The following is a 17565-nucleotide window of genomic DNA, read 5'->3' as shown; positions in this document are numbered from 1 at the left end:
ACGACGAACTGCCTTCATGATGCGGGCGAGCCCTGTGGAGAGCGCGAGCGAGGACCGCGACGAGGTGCCAGTCTCCAGTCATGGATCCGGTCGGGGCGCTGCGCGAGCTCGGTGGGGTGGCGACGTTCGGCGAGCTGATCCCCTTCACGGATCGCGGTGAGATCGAGAGGGCCCTCGCCGGCCGGCGGATCAGCAAGCCGCGGCACAACCGCTACTGCCTGGCCGACATCGATGCGGTGCGGCACGCCGTGGCCCGGACCGGTGGCACCGCCTCCCACCTGAGCGCTGCGCAGGAGTTCGGCTGGAAGCTCAAGGAGGATCCGACGCGGCCGTGCATCACGTTGCCGCGCAGTGCCAGGAAGCCCTCGGGGGCGTACGAGCTCCACTGGGCTGACCTCTCGGATCGGGAGGTGCGGCGCAACGTCACGTCCCGCACGCGCACGGTCATCGACTGTGCCCGGGCCTATGACTTCGACGTCGCGCTCTCGGTCGCCGACTCGGCGCTGCGCGAGGGGATCGTGGACCGCGACGACCTGCTGATCGGTGCGGCGCGCAGCCCGCGCACTGGGCGTGCGAAGGCGGTGCAGGTGGCGCGGGAGGCGTCGCCACTCCGGGCGAACCCCTTTGAGTCCTGCCTCTACGCGATCGCCCGGGGAGTCCCCGGCCTCGAGGTGGTGCCGCAGGGCGCCGTCCCGGGTGTCGGCTTCGTCGACCTGCTCGACCGGGTGCTCGGGATCGTGCTGGAGGCCGAGTCGCTGGAGCACCACTGGACGAAGGCCGGTCTCCAGCGTGACGTCGACCGATACACCACGGCTGCGCGGCTCGGACTGGTCGTGCTGCGGTTCACCTGGGCGGATGTCATGTTCGAGCCGGACCAGGTCGCCGAGGCGATCGCCGACGTCGTCCGATGGCGCACCATGCAGGCAGTTGGGCGCCACGGGCTGGCTGCCTGAGCGTGGAATGCGCTCGCCGAGCGCGAACTGCCTTCATGGTGCTCGTGTCAGCGCACGTCCAGCTCGTCGAGCCCCCGCAGCACGGTGCGCAGGTGCGGCACCTCGTGCGTACGGACCAGGTGGGTGCCGCCGAGGGTGGCGAAGACGGCGTAGAACCCCTCCGCCTTGCGGAACTCGTCACCGAAGAGGTCGAAGCTGTGGGGGACGGCGTTGCAGACCGGTACGCCGAGGGGGCGCAGTCGGAAGCCCTGCGCCAGGACGCGCATCTGGTGGCGCGCGCGGGTCATCGGGTCGACGAGGTTGCCGTAGTAGAAGCCCATCCCGGGGTCGATGACGACCTTGTCCACGCCGAGCGAGCGCGCGCGGGCGATGCGGGGGGCGAAGTGGTCGAGCAGGACCGGGACCGGGTCGGCGTCGGGCGGGACGTCGGCGATCTCGCGGACGTTGGACGTCACGCCGAAGCACATCACCACCGCCGCGTCGTACTCCGCGGCGAGCGCCAGCATCTCCTCCTCGTGCTGGCGCCCGGTCATGTTGAGGACCCGCGCGCCGGCGTCGAGGCAGGCGCGCACCACCTCCGGCTCGTACGTCTCGACCGACACGACGGCCTCGACGGCGAGCTCCTTGATCGCCGGCACGAGTGTCGCGACCTGGTCGTCGGCGGTGACGCGGGCCGCGCGGGCGTTGGTCGACTCGGCGCCGAGGTCGAGGAGCGCCGCACCCTGGGCGGCCTGGATCCGGCCCATCCGTACGGCGTCGGCCGGGCTGGTCGCCACGCTCTCACGGTAGGTCGAGTCGCGCGAGAGGTTGATGCAGCCCATCAGGGTGACGGCCTCGTCGCCGATGACGACCGCGCCGCGCGGCCCGTCGAGGACGACCGGCTCGACGACCGCCGCGAGGGCGTCGGCGTGCTCACGGTGGAGGGCGGCCAGGTCCGCAAGGGTGATCACGCCTGCCAGCGTAGGCGGCAGGATGAAGAGGTGAGCGACCTCGAGCTGCAGCGCCTGGCCGACCTGTCCGACGACGAGCTGGCGGCGGCGTACACGCCCGAGCGCGAGCCGTGGCTGCGGGTCAACTTCGTCAGCACCGTCGACGGGGCCGCCCAGGGGGCCGACGGCGTGAGCAAGAGCATCAACAACGACGCCGACAAGCGGGTCTTCGACGCGCTGCGGCGCCGCGCCGACTGCCTCGTGGTGGGCGCCGGGACGCTGCGCGAGGAGGGCTACGACGTGCCGCCGATCCCGCTCGTGGTGGTGAGCCGGTCCGCGGACGTCCCGCCGACGCTGGCCGACGCCCCGCGGGGGCGGATCCTGATGGCGACGGTGTCGTCCTCCGACGGCCTGGCCGCTGCGCGCGAGGCGCTCGGCGAGGAGAACGTGATGGAGCTGGGCGAGGACGAGATCGACCTCCCCGCCCTCAAGGCCGCGCTGGTCGAGCGCGGGTGGACCGAGCAGCTGTGCGAGGGCGGACCGTCGCTGTTCGCCGACATGCTGGCGGCCGGGGTCGTCGACGAGCTGTGCTGGACGATCGTGCCGGCCCTCACCGGTGGCGACGCGGTCCGCATCGCCACCGGCGCCGAGGTCGAGGTCGCGCTGCGTCCCGCCCTGCTGCTGGAGCAGGACGGGACGCTGCTGGGCCGCTGGCTCGTGGAGTGAGCCCCGGTCAGGGCGCCGGGAAGTCCACGACGTAGCTCGGGACGCCGGGTGCGTCGCTGTCGACGCGCGCGCCCGTGTCGTTGACGACGTGCTCGATGCTGCCCGCCTCGAGGTTGACCGTCATGACGTGGTGGAGCCGTACGCCGTCGCGCTCGGGCACCTCGAAGCCGCTCTCGGTGGTGATGGAGGGGTCGTTGCGGTTGTAGACGTAGACCCCGCCGCCGAAGAGCTCGTGGCGCTGCACGTCGTCGGCGACCTTGTAGCCCGACCAGCCGAGCGTGCCGTCCGGACGGGTCCAGTCGGCCTGGCTCGGCGGGTCGTACGGGAGCTCGTTCTGGTAGAGCACGACGTGGCCGTCCTCGCCGTTCCAGATGGTGTTGAACTCCTGGTAGTGCTCGACGAAGAGGCCGGTCGCCTTGAGCCGGTCGCCGTTGACGATCACGCCGACGCGGCCGATGTTGGTGTTCCACCGGTCGGTGTCGCCGGCCACGCCCGCCGTGAAGCCCTCGACGCCGTGGTCGGCGCGCCACACCCAGGTGTGGTCGACGAGGACGTCGTCGGCGTCGATGCGCATCGAGACGTCGGCCTTGCCGATGTGCGGGCCGCCGACGCGGATGTAGACGTCGTTGAGGGTGGTGCTGGGCGTGGTCGTGCGCGGCTTCTGCTTGGTGCCCGGCTGGCCCTGGATGTGGACCAGGTTGCGCGAGAGCTCGGTGCCGGCGTCGACGGTGATGCCGGCGAGCACGACGCCCTCGGCCTGGTGGCGTACGACGACCGGGGTCGCGCCGCCGACAGCCGTCAGCGTGGCGTGGCCGAGGCCGAGCACGACGGTGTCGTCACGGCGGATCACCAGGCTGCGGTCGACGTCGTACACGCCGGGGGTGAGCAGCAGGTTCTTGCCGCGGTCCAGCGCCTTGGCGATCGTCCTGGCGGACTGGTCCGGGCTGGCGACGTGGAAGGACGAGAGCGGCAGGTCCTTGCCGGCAGTGGCGCCCTCGGCCCAGGTGATGCCGCGCGAGCCGGTCTGCGCGTCCGGCACCCGGACCTGCCACTGGCCGTCATCGCCGATGTGGAGGAAGGGCTTCTCGCGGCTCAGCGGGGTCTCGTCGAGCGTGGTGTAGGGCGGGGTGGGGAAGCCCGCCTCGGACGGGGCGCCGACCGTGCCGGCGAAGACCTGGTTCCACACGCCGTTGGTCCAGTTGCCGACCTCGCTGTTGCGGGTCAGCCACTGCTGCTGGGAGCCGTTGATGATGGTGCCGGCGCGCGAGTCGGCGAGGTAGCCGCCGCTGGCGTACTGCGGGCCCTCGGTGCAGTAGTCCATGAGCGAGAGGTTGCCGCCGCGGACGTCGACGCGACGCAGCGAGGCGGCCTGCGAGGTGGCCCAGAAGTTCGCTGAGGCGCGGCAGCCGTCCTGGCCGGCGCCGTTGACGTCGATCGTCAGGTTGGACAGCGAGCGCCAGAAGTTGTTGAGCGCCACGCAGTAGGGCTGGGTCGGGGCGTCGGTGAGGCAGCGGTTGTAGACCTCGACCTTGCCGTTGATGACGACGTCCGACGGGGAGGCGCCGAGGCCCGCGACCTCGGTGTAGTAGCCGACCTTGATCTGCAGCGGCTCGTCGTCGGTGCCGTACGTGCCGGGGCGGAACAGCAGCGACCAGCGCTCCTCCGACATCTCGGCGTCGACCTGCTGGCGCCAGATCTCGTCGGTGCGCTCGCGGATCTCCGCGACCGGCATCGAGTCGTCGAAGACGATGACCCGGTCGCCGAGGTCGGGGGCGTCGGCAACCGGCGCGGCGGGTGCGGCGGTCTCGGCGACCGCCTGCGAGGTGAGGGCGAGCGGGGCGAGCCCGACCAGCCCGAGGGCGAGGGCGGTGAGGGCCGCCGCCAGGGGCGTACGGCGGGGGTTCGAGCGTGGGGGCATGTCTGGACCTTCCGGGTGAGAGCGCTTCCACTCGGCAGTGTTGCACGCCGGTGTGACCGGCGCCACAGGTGGTTCGACCTGTGGTCTCCCCCCGGTCCCGGGGCGTTCGCTCACGGCCCGGGGCTCGCCCCGGACGTGCTTCAGGCGGGGTCGAGCGCCGCCAGCAGGGCGCGGGAGAACGCGGGGAGGTCGTCGGGGTTGCGGCTGGTGATGAGGTTGCCGTCGGTGACGACCTCCTCGTCGACCCACTCACCGCCCGCGTTGCGGATGTCGGTCCGGAGGCTCGGCCAGCTCGCGACCCGCTTGCCGCGGACGCGGTCGGCCTCGACGAGCGTCCACGCCGCGTGGCAGATGGCGGCGACGGGCTTGCCGGAGTCGACGAAGTCGCGGATGAACGCCACCGCCTCCTCGTCCATGCGCAGGGCGTCGGGGTTGGCGACACCGCCCGGCAGGACCAGCGCGTCGTAGTCGCCGATGGCGGCGTCGGACACGCGGCGGTCGACGCGCTGCGTGGAGGACTTGTCGAGGTGGTCGAAGAGCTGGACCTCGCCCTCATCGAGCGAGAGGAGCTCGGCGGTGTGGCCGGCGTCGACAGCGGCCTGCCACGGCTTCGTGAGCTCGACCTCCTCGATGCCTTCGGATGCGGTCAGGAATGCGATGCGCTTGGACATGCGTCCACGCTTCCTCGCGGTCGGGGGGCGGGCAACCGCCTTCGGGGTGGGGGTGTGGGGCGTGGTTGGAACCACCGGTTCACCGGTGGTTGCTGAGGTTCCAGTCCGTTGCAACGGCCGAGAAGCGTACGAAGAGGACTGGAAGTCAGGCGCCCAGGGGCCGACGGGAGTCGAGGATCTTGCGCACCCGGCGCGCGAGGAGCTCCGGGGTCGCGAGGTCGGCCCACGTCACGCGGATGCACACCCACCCCGTCAGCTGGCAGATCAGCTCCTCGCGCTTCTTCTCGCGCAGGAGGAACTCGTCGAGGGTCTCGCCCTCGCGGCGATGGATGAGGTACTTCTCCTTGCCGTCGAACTCGACGAAGACGCCGAAGTCCTCGAAGAGGAAGTCCACGCGTCCGATGAGCCGGCCGCGCTCGTCGTACACCTTGACCTGCGGAGTCGGGCGGGGCAGGTGCTGGCGCCAGCAGAGGTAGTGGAACCGCGACTCGCCGGCCGACTCGATGCGCGAGTCGCACAACCTGAGCACCAGGTCGGTGGCCAGGCTGTGCGGCCAGTGGCGCGCTCTGCCTACCCAGTCGGCGAACTCCTGCTCGGTGGTGGCACCCGAGTTGAGCAGGCCGTTGACCACGACCAGGCTCCGCTCCACGTCGGTGATGGTCGTGATCTCGACGCAGGTGCGGGCTGCGACGGACACGGGGACGCCGTGGTGCACCGTGACGTCCATCGCGGGCAGGACGCCGCCGTGCTGGATCCAGTCGTCGCGTCGGCGGCCGACCTTGCCGTCGCGCCGGGTCGTGTGGACCACGTCGAGCGGGAGGTCCCACACCGGCGCGCCCCACTCGACGGCGGCGGAGACGTGGGTGGCCGTCGTGCCGGGGTGGGCGGCGAGCATCACCCCGCGCGTGAGGAGCCGATGGTGGTCGGCGCGGCTGAGAGATCGCCACGCCTCGCCGTCGACGTACTGACCCCGGCGGATCCGTACGAGCGTGCCCGCGCGCAGGAGCGCCGTGAGGTGTCGGTCCGTCATGCCCTCGTCGAGCAGCGCCGCACGCGACGACACGACGGGGAGCTCCGCGAGCTGCACAGGCTTCATCATGGCGGGATGGTTGCCGGCCGCGGTGGGCCTCAATCCTGCTGGACGCAGCCTGTGGAGAACCGTCGGGCCGTGGTCCGGCAGTCCCTTCCGTACACTTCCAGCCCGTTGCAACGGGCTGGAAGTGCGCGAACCACCGGTGAACCGGTGGTTCCAACCCGGGACACCGGCCCGGAGACCTCAGCCGATCGCGCCGGCGTCGTCCTTGGCGAGCGAGCGGGAGATGACCATCCGCTGGATCTGGTTGGTCCCCTCGAAGATCTGCATCACCTTGGCCTCGCGCATGTAGCGCTCGACGGGGAAGTCGCGGGTGTAGCCGTAGCCGCCGAGGACCTGGACGGCGTCGGTGGTGACCTTCATGGCGTTGTCGGTGGCGACGAGCTTGGCGATCGAGGCCTCGCGGGAGAATGGGAGCCCGGCGTCCTTGAGCCGCGCGGCGTGGAGGACGGTTGCTCGGGCGGAGACGATCGCGGCCTCCATGTCGGCGAGGACGAAGGCCAGACCCTGGTGGTCGATGATCCGCGAGCCGAAGGTCTCGCGCTCGCGGGCGTACGCCACGGCCGCGTCGAGCGCACCCTGGGCGAGGCCGACGGCGACGGCGGCGATGCCGAGGCGGCCGGAGTCGAGGCCGGCAAGGGCGATCCGCAGGCCCTCGCCCTCCGCGCCGAGCAGGCGCTCCGCCGGGACGCGGACGTCGTCGAAGCGCATCGTCGCGGTGGCCGAGCCGGTGAGGCCCATCTTGCGCTCCGGCGGATCGGCCGACAGCCCTTCCGAGTCGGCGGGGACGAGGAAGCAGGAGATGCCGTTGCGGTCGTCCGACGTCCGCGCCATCACCTTGTAGAAGTCGGCGTGGCCGCCGTGCGTGGTCCACGCCTTCGCGCCGTTGAGGACGTACGAGTCGCCGTCCCGGCGCGCGGTCGTACGCATCGCGGCGGGGTCGGAGCCGGCGTGCGGCTCGGAGAGGCAGTAGGCGCCGAGCAGGTCGCCGCCGAGCATGTCGGGCAGCCACCGCTCGCGCTGCTCGTCGGTGCCGAACTCGGCGAGGCCGAAGCAGGACAGCGCGTGCACGGAGACACCCACGCCGACCGACGACCACACCGCGCCGATCTCCTCGAGCACCTGCAGGTAGACCTCGTAGGGCTGTGCGCCGCCGCCGTGCTCCTCGGGGTAGGGCAGCGACAGCAGCCCGGCCTGGCCGAGCATCCGGAACACGTCGCGCGGGAAGGTCTCGGTCGCCTCCGCCTCCGCCGAGCGCGGAGCGAGCTCCTTGGTGCAGATCTCGCGGGTCAGGGCGAGCAGGTCGCGGGCCTCGTCGGTGGGCAGCTGGCGGCGGGCGGTCATGTGACGAACGCTACCCAACCGGGCCGCTCAGCCTGCAGGCCGGAGCAGTCCCTCCGCGGCGAGCAGGTCGAGGGCGTCGGCGACCAGTGAGGCGGCGTCGGGGTGCGCGCCCCACAGCTCCTGGACCTCGGCCACGAGCTCCCCGGTGGTGCACGGGACGTCGAGGGCCAGCCAGAGCACGACGCCGAGCCCGGCCAGGACGTGCGCCCGGTCGTCGACCATGAGCACCAGCTCGTCGTCGTACTCGACCGCGTCGCGCCACGGCACACGGCTCCAGGCCCCGGGCCGGGACGCGACCTCGTCCACGCCGGGGTGGTGGACGCGCGGCGGCGACGGCCGGCCCTCGGCGTCGAGTAGCCCGGCGAGGTCGTCGAGCCAGGAACCGACGTCGCCGAAGTGCAGCGCCCACGCGCCGCCGCAGGCGTCGAGCACGTCGGCGAGGCGGCGTACGGGGTGCTCGAGGCGGACCAGCGAGGAGGTCTGCGCCACGATCTCGGCGATCGCGCGCGACGGCGTGAGCGGGACCAGGCCGCGGTCGGTGCCGTCGCGGTGCAGCAGCACGACGCGGTGCAGCCGGGCCGTCGGCGGCGGCTGCGCCAGGTCGAGGTCGTCGGGTGAGAGGGACTGCTTGAGGAGCGGCGTGTCCGGGTCGGTGATGACCGAGAGCGGCTTGGGGTGGGGATGGACGACCAGGTCCTCGTCGATCGAGGTCGTCTCGTCGGAGAGGTAGCCGAGGCGGCGCGCGAGCCGGTGCACCGCGGTCGTCTTGCCCGAGCCCGACGGGCCGACCACGGCCAGTGCCCGGCCCGCCTCGTCGGCCACCACGCCGGCGTGCAGGTTGACGCGCAGTCCGGCTGTCGCGTCGAGCGCGGCGAGGGTGACCCGGGAGGTGACGGCGTAGTCGTGCGCGACCTCGTCATCGACTCCGAGCTGCGCGAGGTCGACGACCGTGGCGGCCGGTCGGTCGGTGAGCGCCCGGCTCCACTGGCGGCGCAGCCGTACGGCCGCCTCGCCCGTGACGGGGATGCCGACGGGCACGCCCAGCGCGTCGACCACGACCTCGGGCGCCCCGGGCGCCCCCTGCGGCGTTGCCTGCGAGCTCACCCGGCCACTCTAGGGTGGGCGACGTGGGCTGGTGGGGCGATCGACGGGTGCTGATCGCGCTCGCGCTGGGCTACGGCGTGGCCCTCGCGGTCCTGGTCGCCGGGCCCTGGGGATGGGCGCTGAACCGGCTCACGGTCGCGATCTGGGTCCAGCTCAGGTACGACTGGCCGCTCGCCCCGAACTGGGTCACGCCGGAGCACTACGGCGTGCTGCTCAACGTGGTGCTGTTCGTCCCGCTCGGTGCGCTGGCCGTGCTGCTGACGAGGAGTCCGTGGTGGGCGGTGACCGTGCTCGCAGCCGGGGGCTCTGCGGTGATCGAGGCGGTGCAGTGGCTGTGGCTGGACCGGCAGGGCACGTGGGTCGACGTCGCGGCCAACACGCTGGGCGCGGCGGTCGGCGCGGCGGCGGTCACTCCTCGTCGACGACGCGGATCGCCACGAGCTGGTCGACCAGCGCCGCCACGTCGTCCCTGATCGCGTCGACGTCGGCGTCGGACATCGCGGCTGCGGTGGAGGTGACGTCCTCGAGCGTGCCGCCCTCGGCGAGGGCGAGCCAGACCAGGCAGCCGGAGCCCTCGAGCATGATCGGCAGGCCCTTGGGCACCCGGGTGAGGTACGCCGTCGGCTCGCCGCCCACGTCGAGGTGCTCGAGGCTCACCCAGGCGACGTCATCGGCGATGCGGTAGGTGAAGGTCATCCGTGGCGCACCCGACCGACGAGCTCGTTCGCCGCGCGTCGCACGCGCAGCCGCTGACGAGCCCGGACCTCCTCGCGCGTGGGCGCGCGGCCGAGCTCCATGCGGAGGTGGTCCCGGTTGACCCGGAGGGCCGCCGCCACCAGGCCGGCCTTGGCGCGCAGCGTCGTCGCCGCCGTCATCCGGGCTCGCCACTCGTCGAGGCGGCTGCCCCCCTCGCTGTAGTGGCGCCACAGCCGGTACGAGGGGTGGTGGCGGTACAGCTCGAGCTCGCCGATCCCGGCGGAGAGGGCCACCTCGGCGTCCAGCTCGGCGGCCAGCGCGCGGACCGCGGTCTGCTCGTCCGCGGTGGCCGCGGTCCACGCCCGGTCCACGTCGCCGTCGCCCCGCGATCGTGCGGCGTGCAGGACGAGGATCAGCCGCTGTGCTGTCCGGTCGGGCACCGGGCAGCCCCAGTGGGCGATCTCGCGCCACACGCGGTCGCGCCGCAGGACGTCGAAGGCGGCCTCGGCGTCGAGCCCGACCCCGGGCCAGCTCGTGTGGACGTCGACCCAGCCCCAGTCGTCGTGCCACCAGTTGGCCGCGTGGGCGAACACCGAGCCCGTCTCGAAGTGGGTGCGCTGCTCGAAGCCGACCGACTCGAGCGCCTCGACGAGCCGCGGCAGGTGGCTCGGGCGCACGAGGACGTCGACGTCGCTCGACTGGCGACCCTCAGCCCGCAGCCCCGGCAGGACCGCCGGACCCTTGAGGTGGAGCACGTCGACGGCGCGGTCGTCGGCGAGCTTCTGCACGACGGCATGGGCGAGGTGGACGCGCGCGGCGACCGGCGCCGCCCGGCCCTCCCGGTGCTCGTCCATGCGCACATGGTGCCAGCCCGAGTGTCCCGCTTCGGCCCAGATGAGCGCGTCGGAGGTCCTACACTCGCGAGCATGACCTTCGCGGACCTCGTGCGGCTCAGCCGCGCCTACGTGTGGGTGCTGGTCGGCTGCACGGTCCTCGGCGCGGTGCTGATGGTCGCCTGGACCACCCGCGAGCCCGTGCTCTACTCGGCGACCTCCTCGGGGCTCGTGCAGGTCGGCACCGCGACGACCGCCGGCGAGGAGCAGGGCAACTCCCAGCTCGCCGAGGACAAGGCGGTGCTCTACGCCTTCCTGGTCTCCAAGACCCCGGTGGCGGAGAAGGTCGTGGAGGACCTCGGGCTCGACGTGCCGCCGAGCGCCATCGCGGGTCGCTTCTCGGCGTCGGTCGACGCCGACGTGAACGCCCTGACGGTGACCGCCATCGGCAGCACGCCCGAGGAGGCGCGGGACCTGGCGACCGCCGTCGTCGACGCCGTGGTGGTCTACGCCCAGGAGGTCGAGACCGGCGAGGCGAACCCGCGCGAGGCCCCGCTGACGCGCATCGTCCCGGTCGAGGAGGCGCGGCTGCCGACGGCCCCGTTCAGCCCGGACTACCCCACCGCGGCCATGAAGGGCGCCGCCGGCGGGCTCGGCCTCGCGTACGCCGTGCTGATCGCGCGCCGGCTGATCGACCGCCGCATCCGCTCGGCCGCGCACGTCGAGGAGGCCACGGGTGCCGCGGTGCTGGGCGTCATCCCCAAGGAGGACTCGCTCGGGCTGGTGCACCGGGGCGTACGCGGAGACCTGGGACGTGCGGGCGAGGCGTTCCGCCAGCTGCGCACCAACCTGCGCTTCGTCGACGTCGACAACGAGCCACGCCGCATCGTCGTGACCTCCGCGCTCGCGGGGGAGGGCAAGTCGACGGTCTCGGCCAACATCGCCCGCCTCGTCGCGCAGGCCGGCACCCCCGTGCTGCTCGTCGACGCCGACCTGCGCCGTCCGATGCTCGCCACCACGTTCGACATCGACGGCGCCGTCGGCCTCACCCAGGCCCTTGCCGGCGACGTCGACGTCCGCGACGTCATCGTCGAGTCCGGCATGGCCAACCTCAGCCTGCTCCCCGCGGGACGCATCCCGCCCAACCCCAGCGAGCTGCTCGGCTCGCTGCGGATGAAGCAGCTAGTCGACGAGCTGTCGCAGGACCACCTCGTGATCCTCGACGCCCCGCCGCTCCTCCCGGTCACCGACGCGGGGCTGCTGTCGGCGCTCTGCGACGGCGCGCTGCTGGTGCAGGCGGCCGGCAGGACGCAGATCGAGCAGAGCCAGCAGTGCCGCCGGATCCTCGACCAGGTCGGCGGCCGCCTCCTCGGCGTCGTGCTCAACAAGGCCCCGGTCAAGGGTGCCGCGGCCATCGCCTACGGCGGCGGCTACGGGAGCTACGGCGGCTACGGCGGCTACGGCGAGACGACCCCGAGCGAGACCGCCGAGGCCGTGGCTGCCCCGAGTGATGCGGTCCCCGCCGAGACCGACGACGCGGTCAGTACGCGCCGCGGCTCCCCAGCACGGCCGTGACCGTGCGGGCGAGGATCAGCAGGTCCTGCACCATCGACCAGTTGTCGACGTAGTAGAGGTCGAGGCGCACGGTGTCCTCCCAGGACAGGTCGGAGCGCCCGGAGACCTGCCACAGCCCGGTCATGCCGGGCATCACGTTGAGGCGCCGCAGCATGTCGTCCTCGTACTGCTCGACCTCGGTGGGCAGCGGGGGACGGGGCCCGACCAGGCTCATCTCGCCGCGCACGACGTTCCACAGCTGCGGGAGCTCGTCGAGGGAGAAGCGCCGGATGAAGCGGCCCGGACGGGTCACGCGCGGGTCGTCGGCGCTCTTGAAGAGGACGTGGTCGCGGGCCTCGAGCTCGGTGAGCCGGTCCTCGGCGTCGATCGCCATCGAGCGCAGCTTGAGGCAGGTGAACTCGACCCCTTGACGACCGACGCGCGTCTGCCGGAACAGCACCGGCCCGCCGTCGTGGACCTTGATCCAGAGCATCATGACCACCAGGAGCGGCCAGGTGAGGGCGAGGACGGTCAGCGACCCGATGACGTCGAAGGCGCGCTTGGCGTCGTTGGTCGCCAGCTGCGAGCGCGAGCGGCCCAGGTGCATCAGCGGCAGCCCGGCGACCGGGCGGATGCGCACCCGCTCGCTCGAGACGTCGGTGACGTTGGGGGCGACGATGATCTGCACGTGGGCGTGGTCCTCGAGGTCCCAGGCGAGGCGGCGCAGCTGCGTCGAGGAGCTGACGGCGCCGGCGGTGAAGAAGACGACGTCGGGCGAGACCTCGTCGACCACCGCGCGTACGTCCTCGCTGAGCCCGAGCACCGGCACCCCGGCCGAGGTGACCTCCAGGCCGGCGTAGTCGCGGGGGACCAGGCAGCCCATCACGTCGTAGCCCAGCCAGGACTCCCGGGCCAGGACGGTGTGGATCTCGCCGATGTAGCCCGGGGTGCCGACGAGGAGCACCTTCTCGTTGAAGTGCCCGGCGCTGCGCAGTCGCTGGATGACCCGCCTGCTGAGCAGCCGCCCCACCAGCAGCGCGATCACGCCCAGGGGGAAGTAAAGGACGAAGAACCCGCGGGAGAGCGGGTACTGCATCAGGTAGGCCATGGTCGCGACGAGCGCGGCGGTGAAGAACGACGCGTTGACGACGAGCTTGAACTCCTCGGTGCCCGCGCCGAAGACGTGCGGCTCGTAGGCGCCGGAGTAGACCAGCAGCACCAGCCAGGTGCCGAGGAAGAAGACGCTGGCGAGGGCGGTGTTCTCCAGGACGTCGCCGGCGGCCGAGAAGATCGGCAGTGTGATCCGCAGGCGGATCGCCAGGACGGTCGCCAGGGCGATCATGACGAGGTCGACGGCACCGATCAGCCACGGCAGCAGCCGGATGCCTTCGGGACGCACGTCAGGCCACCGTCCCTTCCCCGAGCGCGATCGCGCGGATCCGGTCGATGAACCTGGCCTCACCGAACTCCTCGGCCCGCGCCCGCAGTCTCGCACCGTCCCACCCGTGCCGGTCGGAAATGGCGAGCGCGGCAGCGATCTGCGCGGGCTCGGGGCAGTCGAAGAACACGCCCGTCTCGCCCTCGACGACGGTCTCCAGGAACCCCCCGCCGCGCAGGGCCACGGCCGGGACGCCGAAGGCCGCGGCCTCCAGAGGCGTCAGGCCGAAGTCCTCGTGGCTGGCCGCGACGAGGACACCCGCCCCGGCGTACACCCTGCGCAGCTGCGCGTCGGGGAGGCCCCCGAGGATGCGCACGTTGTCGGGGAGCGTGGCGAGCAGCCGCGACTCCTCCGGCCCGCGGCCGACCACGACCAGGCGCCGCGGCGTGCCGCGCACGGCCTCGATGACGGCGTCGACGTTCTTGTAGGGCAGCAGCCGGGACACGACCAGCGCGTAGCCGGGGTCCCAGCCGGCGAGCCCGGGCACCGGCTCGGTCGGGGCGGAGGCGTCCATGCCGTGCGGCGGCGGCAGCAGCTCGGCGTCGCGGTCGTACGTCTCGCGGATGCGCTGCTGCACCACGCGGCTGTTGGCGAGGTAGACGTCGACGCGCTCGGCCCGGCGCCGGTCCCACCGCCTGAGCAGCGGCCGCAACGCCAGCAGCGGGGGGCCGACCGGGGAGCGCCACGCGGCGCCGCCGAGGTACTCGTCGGTCTGGTAGAGCCACCGGGCCGGGTTGTGGCAGTAGACGACCGTGCGGGTGCGGTCGCCGGTCTCGAAGCCGTGGGCCCAGCCGCTGCTCGACGCGACGACGACGTCGGCGTCGACGCGCAGCCGCGACGCGGCCGGGGCGAGGAGGGGGAGGGCCAGGCGGTGGTCGCGGCGCAGCGGGCCGAGCCGGTTGAGCGGCGAGGTGCGGATGTCGGCGCCGGCGAAGTCGGGGTAGGTGCCGTCGCTGTCGTAGAGCGTCGTGTGGACCGCGGCCTCGGGGAAGGCGCGCATCAGTGAGAGGACGACGCGCTCGGCGCCCCCGCGCTGGGTGAGGTAGTCGTGGGCGATCGCCACCGACGGCCTCCTCACGAGACCACCCCGAGGTCCGCGAGGAGGGCTTCGACCCGTCGCCGGCCGGCCTGGGGTGAGTGGTGCGCCTCCCAGCGCCGGCGGGCGCGTGCGGTCACCTCGTGCACCTCCGCCGGGGTGGCCGCGAGGGCGCGGGCGAGGACGCGGGCCAGGTCGTCGGCGTCGCCGGCGCGCGCCACCCACGGGTGGTCGGGACCGGCGACCTCGGGCAGTGCACCCGCGTCGGAGACGACGAAGGGCACGCCGGCCGCCATCGCCTCGGAGACGACCAGGCCGAACGGCTCGGCCCACACGCTCGGGAAGGCGACGACACGGGCGTGGGCGAAGAGGTCGGTGGGGGTGACGTGACCGAGGCGCACGGCGCGCGGACCCAGCGCCGCGAGGGCCTGCTCGACGGTGCGCACGTCGGCGTCGGGGACATAACGGCTGTCGCCGGCGAGCAGCAGCCGCTGCGCGGAGTCCGTACGGACGAGCGCGCGGGCGAGGACGTCGACGCCCTTGTCCGTCGAGATCCTCCCCAGGTAGCCCACGTCGCGGGAGCCGTCGTCCGGCCGGTCGAGCAGGGGGAGGTCGGCGGTCCAGTTGGGGTGCGCCCGGCTGCCGGGCACGCGTGCCGCCATGTCGGCGGACGGCACCAGGGTGGCCAGCGCACCCCGGCGCGCGATGCGGGAAGCGAGCGCTTGGGCGCGGCTGCGCGGGTCCTGGTGCAGGTGCACGATGCGGCGCCGGTGCCCGGCCGTGGCGAGGGCGGGCACCAGCCCGTGGCACCACAGCAGGCCCTCACGCTCCGTACGGTCCCAGGCGCGCAGCCGGCGGAGGTGGTCGCGGCGCCCGTCGGCGCGGATCGCGACCACGTCGGCCCCGGCACGGGCGGCGGCGTCGAGGACCTCGGTGGGACGGTCGGCGGCCACCACGGTCACCGGGTGGCCGAGCGCGAGCAGCGCCTCGGCGTGGCGCAGCAGCACCTGCTCGCCGCCGCCCAGGTCCGGGTTGTTGGCCGCGAGGTGGATCCGCTCAGGCATCCGGCACTCCCTCGGGCGGCGGGCGCAGGAGCTGGCCGAGGGCGAAGCCGACCGCGATCGCCACGGGGGTGTCGAGGAGCACCTCGCCGAGCGTGATCGCCATGACGAGGGACCCGATGAGGGCGGCCTGGGCGCCCGCGGCGGCGAGGTCGCCGGCGCGCGAGCGTGCCGCGAGCTGGACGAATGCGAGGGCGACCAGCGCGAGGACCAGCAGGAGCGCGATCCAGCCGCCCTCCTGCCGCACGGCGAGATAGCTGTTGTGGAAGAAGAACTCGAGCCCGCGGACGACGACCCTCGCCGTGCCGGGGCCGTTGCCGTGCCAGGGTGCGGCGGCGAGCTCGACGTGCTCCTGCGCGATGATCCGCTCGCGCAGGTCGTCGCTGCCGGACCGGTTGGAGAACGGGCCGAAGAGGACGAGGTCGTCGGGGATGTGGTCGACCAGCCACACCAGCGCGGCGACGAGGGCGGCGCCTCCCAGGGCACCCAGACGGCGGCCGGCCAACACCCAGGCGATCGCGAGCGCCCCCGCCAGGAGGCCGGTGCGGGAGAAGGTGAGGACGAGCCCCGCGAGCAGCGGCAGCGCCACTGCCAGTCGTACCTTCCACCGGTCGTCGGCGAAGAGCACGGCGAGGGTGCCGAGGACGACGATGAAGTAGGCACCGGCGTTGGGGTCACCGAGGAACCCGGTCAGCCGCCCGGGGTAGGTGTCCCCGCCGATGCCGACCACGGCGAGCCCGATGACGGCGACCAGGCCGGCACCGAGGCCGGCAGCCGCGGAGCGCAGCGAGACACGTCCGGTGCCGAGGGCCCACACGAGCCCAGCGAGGATCGCGACGTGGCCCACCCGGCGGGTCCAGTCGACGTCGTTGGCCACGCCGGAGAACGTCAGCAGGGCCAGCAGGGCGGCGATGGCCAGGACGACCGCGGGGTGGAGCCGCGCGCCTCCCCGCGCCGGTCGCATCGTGCAGAGGACGACCAGCGCGGCCATGGCGAGCTCGTTGACCGGGATCCCGGCGACCTCGAGCGCGCGAACCGGCAGGACGGCCATCAGCAGGAAGTCGCTCGCGCGGATCTCGCGGTCGGCCAGGTCGGCCCGCTCGACCGTACGGTCCGGGAAGCTCCAGGGGGTGTCGATGCGGGCCATCATCGCGCCCCTGCCGCGGCGTACGTCTCCGAGATCCGCGCGCACATGTCGTCCACCGTCGGCCAGTCCGGCAGCGTCGGGCGGACGGCGGGGTCGAGACCCTGGGCGGCCAGCGCGGCGGCGACCGCGCACGGGTCCTCGGCGTCCACGAGGGAGGCGGGCGGCAGCACCTCGTGGTTGCCGCCGACGTCGCTGGCGACGACGCCCATCCCGCGGGCGGCGGCGTCGAGCAGGGCGTAGGAGCAGTTCTCCCAGACCGAGAGCATGGCCAGCACGTCGTGCTCGGCCATCGCCGCCACGGGGTCGACGAAGCCGGGCAGGCTGACGGCGTCGCGCAGCCCGAGCCGCTCGACCTGCTCGCGCAGCGCCGCGTCCTCCGGGCCGGTCCCCGCCAGTGTCAGGCGCGCCTCGGGGTGGTCGTGGCGCAGGACGGCGAAGGCGTCGAGGAGCGACGGCAGCCGCTTCTCCGGCGCGAGCCGCGCGAGGGAGAGGACCCGCAGGCCGGGAGCGCGCGGCAGGGCCGCCACCGGGTCGAGGCCGTTGGGGACGACCGTGACCGGAGTCCGCGGCCGCCACTTGTCGGCCATCGCGTCCGCGGTCGCCCGGCTCACGGCGATCGCGGCGTCGACGCGGCGCAGACGAGCGGCGTGCACGGCCGCCATGGCCCGGGTCCGGGCCGACGAGCGGTGGTAGACGGCGTCGTCGCGGGCGATGCCGTGCTCGGTGGTCACCAGCCGCGGGCCACGACCGAGCCGGAGGCCGACGGCGAGAGCGGCGACGACGTCGGCGTGGGCCAGGTGGGTGTGCACCACCGCGGGGCGCTCGCGGCGTACGACCCGGCGCAGCGTCGCGACGGACGCGCGCAGGCCGTGGGCGGGACCGAGGGCCCCCTCGCGGACCTCGGCGCCGAGCTCGCGCAGCCGGTCGGGCAGCGGACCGGGTGGGGCGAGGAAGACGAGCCTCCAGCCCGGGACGCCGGCGCGCGCGACGTCGAGGACGTGCCGTGCGACCCCGGCCAGGTCGCTCACCGGGACCACCCACAGCGCGGTCGGTGGTGGGGTG

Annotated in this window: 17 protein-coding genes; 4 read left to right on the top strand and 13 right to left on the bottom strand. The window is 73.4% G+C overall.

From position 1 onward, the window contains the following. The first annotated feature begins 80 nt into the window (after positions 1-80). A complete protein-coding gene (locus tag IE200_RS00335) occupies positions 81-953 on the top strand; it encodes a hypothetical protein (protein ID WP_191277378.1) in 873 nt (290 codons plus the stop codon). Positions 954-1000: 47 nt separating this feature from the next. On the opposite strand, the gene IE200_RS00330 is transcribed toward IE200_RS00335, so the two are convergent. Then, positions 1001-1903, bottom strand: a complete 903-nt coding sequence (locus tag IE200_RS00330) for a dihydropteroate synthase (protein WP_191277377.1) — start codon at positions 1901-1903, stop codon at positions 1001-1003. A gap of 30 nt (positions 1904-1933) precedes the next feature. Between IE200_RS00330 and IE200_RS00325 the strand changes: the two genes are divergently transcribed. Next, a complete protein-coding gene (locus IE200_RS00325) occupies positions 1934-2608 on the top strand; it encodes a dihydrofolate reductase family protein (RefSeq protein ID WP_229855927.1) in 675 nt (224 codons plus the stop codon). A 7-nt stretch (positions 2609-2615) separates the two neighbouring features. On the opposite strand, the gene IE200_RS00320 is transcribed toward IE200_RS00325, so the two are convergent. The 5 genes from IE200_RS00320 to IE200_RS00300 form a co-directional block, all read right to left on the bottom strand. Then, entirely contained in the window at positions 2616-4526 is a 1911-nt protein-coding gene (locus IE200_RS00320) for a glycosyl hydrolase family 28-related protein (protein WP_191277376.1), read from the bottom strand. Between the two features lie 140 nt (positions 4527-4666). Further along, positions 4667-5197: a type 1 glutamine amidotransferase domain-containing protein gene (locus IE200_RS00315; protein ID WP_191277375.1), complete on the bottom strand. Its 531-nt coding sequence runs from the start codon at positions 5195-5197 to the stop codon at positions 4667-4669. Positions 5198-5342: 145 nt separating this feature from the next. Next, complete coding sequence (locus tag IE200_RS00310) at positions 5343-6296, bottom strand: hypothetical protein (RefSeq protein WP_191277374.1); 954 nt, start codon at positions 6294-6296, stop codon at positions 5343-5345. 177 nt (positions 6297-6473) lie between these two features. Next, on the bottom strand, positions 6474-7634 hold the full coding sequence (locus tag IE200_RS00305; protein WP_191277373.1) for an acyl-CoA dehydrogenase family protein: 1161 nt from the start codon (positions 7632-7634) through the stop codon (positions 6474-6476). A gap of 27 nt (positions 7635-7661) precedes the next feature. Beyond that, positions 7662-8738 carry an ATP-binding protein gene (locus IE200_RS00300; protein WP_191277372.1) on the bottom strand — a complete coding sequence of 359 codons (1077 nt, stop codon included), beginning with the start codon at positions 8736-8738 and terminating at the stop codon, positions 7662-7664. Positions 8739-8761: 23 nt separating this feature from the next. Here IE200_RS00300 and IE200_RS00295 point away from each other — a divergent pair, with 23 nt between their 5' ends. Next, positions 8762-9211 (top strand): VanZ family protein, encoded by a 450-nt coding sequence (locus tag IE200_RS00295; RefSeq protein WP_191277371.1) that lies wholly within the window; start codon positions 8762-8764, stop codon positions 9209-9211. Here the strand turns inward: IE200_RS00295 and IE200_RS00290 are convergent. Then, positions 9147-9434, bottom strand: coding sequence for a PqqD family protein (locus IE200_RS00290; RefSeq protein ID WP_191277370.1), 288 nt, complete (start codon positions 9432-9434; stop codon positions 9147-9149). The two genes, IE200_RS00295 and IE200_RS00290, sit on opposite strands and share 65 nt — an antisense overlap. Beyond that, positions 9431-10288, bottom strand: coding sequence for a nucleotidyltransferase family protein (locus IE200_RS00285; protein ID WP_191277369.1), 858 nt, complete (start codon positions 10286-10288; stop codon positions 9431-9433). Before IE200_RS00285 ends, IE200_RS00290 begins: the two co-directional genes overlap by 4 nt. 72 nt (positions 10289-10360) lie before the next feature. On the opposite strand from IE200_RS00285, the gene IE200_RS00280 reads away from it, so the two are divergent. After that, the gene (locus IE200_RS00280) at positions 10361-11842 is read left to right on the top strand and encodes a polysaccharide biosynthesis tyrosine autokinase (protein ID WP_191277368.1); all 1482 of its coding nucleotides are present in this window, start codon (positions 10361-10363) and stop codon (positions 11840-11842) included. On the opposite strand, the gene IE200_RS00275 is transcribed toward IE200_RS00280, so the two are convergent. The 5 genes from IE200_RS00275 to IE200_RS00255 are packed head-to-tail and all read right to left on the bottom strand — an operon-like array spanning position 11808 to position 17531. Beyond that, on the bottom strand, positions 11808-13220 hold the full coding sequence (locus tag IE200_RS00275; RefSeq protein WP_229855926.1) for a sugar transferase: 1413 nt from the start codon (positions 13218-13220) through the stop codon (positions 11808-11810). The genes IE200_RS00280 and IE200_RS00275 overlap by 35 nt on opposite strands. Position 13221: 1 nt before the next feature. After that, positions 13222-14322, bottom strand: coding sequence for a glycosyltransferase (locus IE200_RS00270; protein ID WP_229855925.1), 1101 nt, complete (start codon positions 14320-14322; stop codon positions 13222-13224). A gap of 11 nt (positions 14323-14333) precedes the next feature. After that, positions 14334-15359: a glycosyltransferase family 4 protein gene (locus IE200_RS00265; protein WP_191277366.1), complete on the bottom strand. Its 1026-nt coding sequence runs from the start codon at positions 15357-15359 to the stop codon at positions 14334-14336. Continuing rightward, positions 15352-16503 carry a hypothetical protein gene (locus IE200_RS00260; RefSeq protein ID WP_191277365.1) on the bottom strand — a complete coding sequence of 384 codons (1152 nt, stop codon included), beginning with the start codon at positions 16501-16503 and terminating at the stop codon, positions 15352-15354. The genes IE200_RS00265 and IE200_RS00260 overlap by 8 nt, the downstream gene beginning before the upstream one ends. Beyond that, positions 16503-17531 (bottom strand): glycosyltransferase, encoded by a 1029-nt coding sequence (locus tag IE200_RS00255; protein WP_229855924.1) that lies wholly within the window; start codon positions 17529-17531, stop codon positions 16503-16505. Before IE200_RS00255 ends, IE200_RS00260 begins: the two co-directional genes overlap by 1 nt. Between the last annotated feature and the right edge of the window lie 34 nt (positions 17532-17565).

This window comes from Nocardioides flavus (ex Wang et al. 2016), assembly GCF_014653115.1.
Classification (GTDB): domain Bacteria; phylum Actinomycetota; class Actinomycetes; order Propionibacteriales; family Nocardioidaceae; genus Nocardioides; species Nocardioides flavus.
The sequence above is the reverse complement of the archived record's forward strand: the minus strand, read 5'-3'. Positions and strand labels throughout refer to the sequence as shown.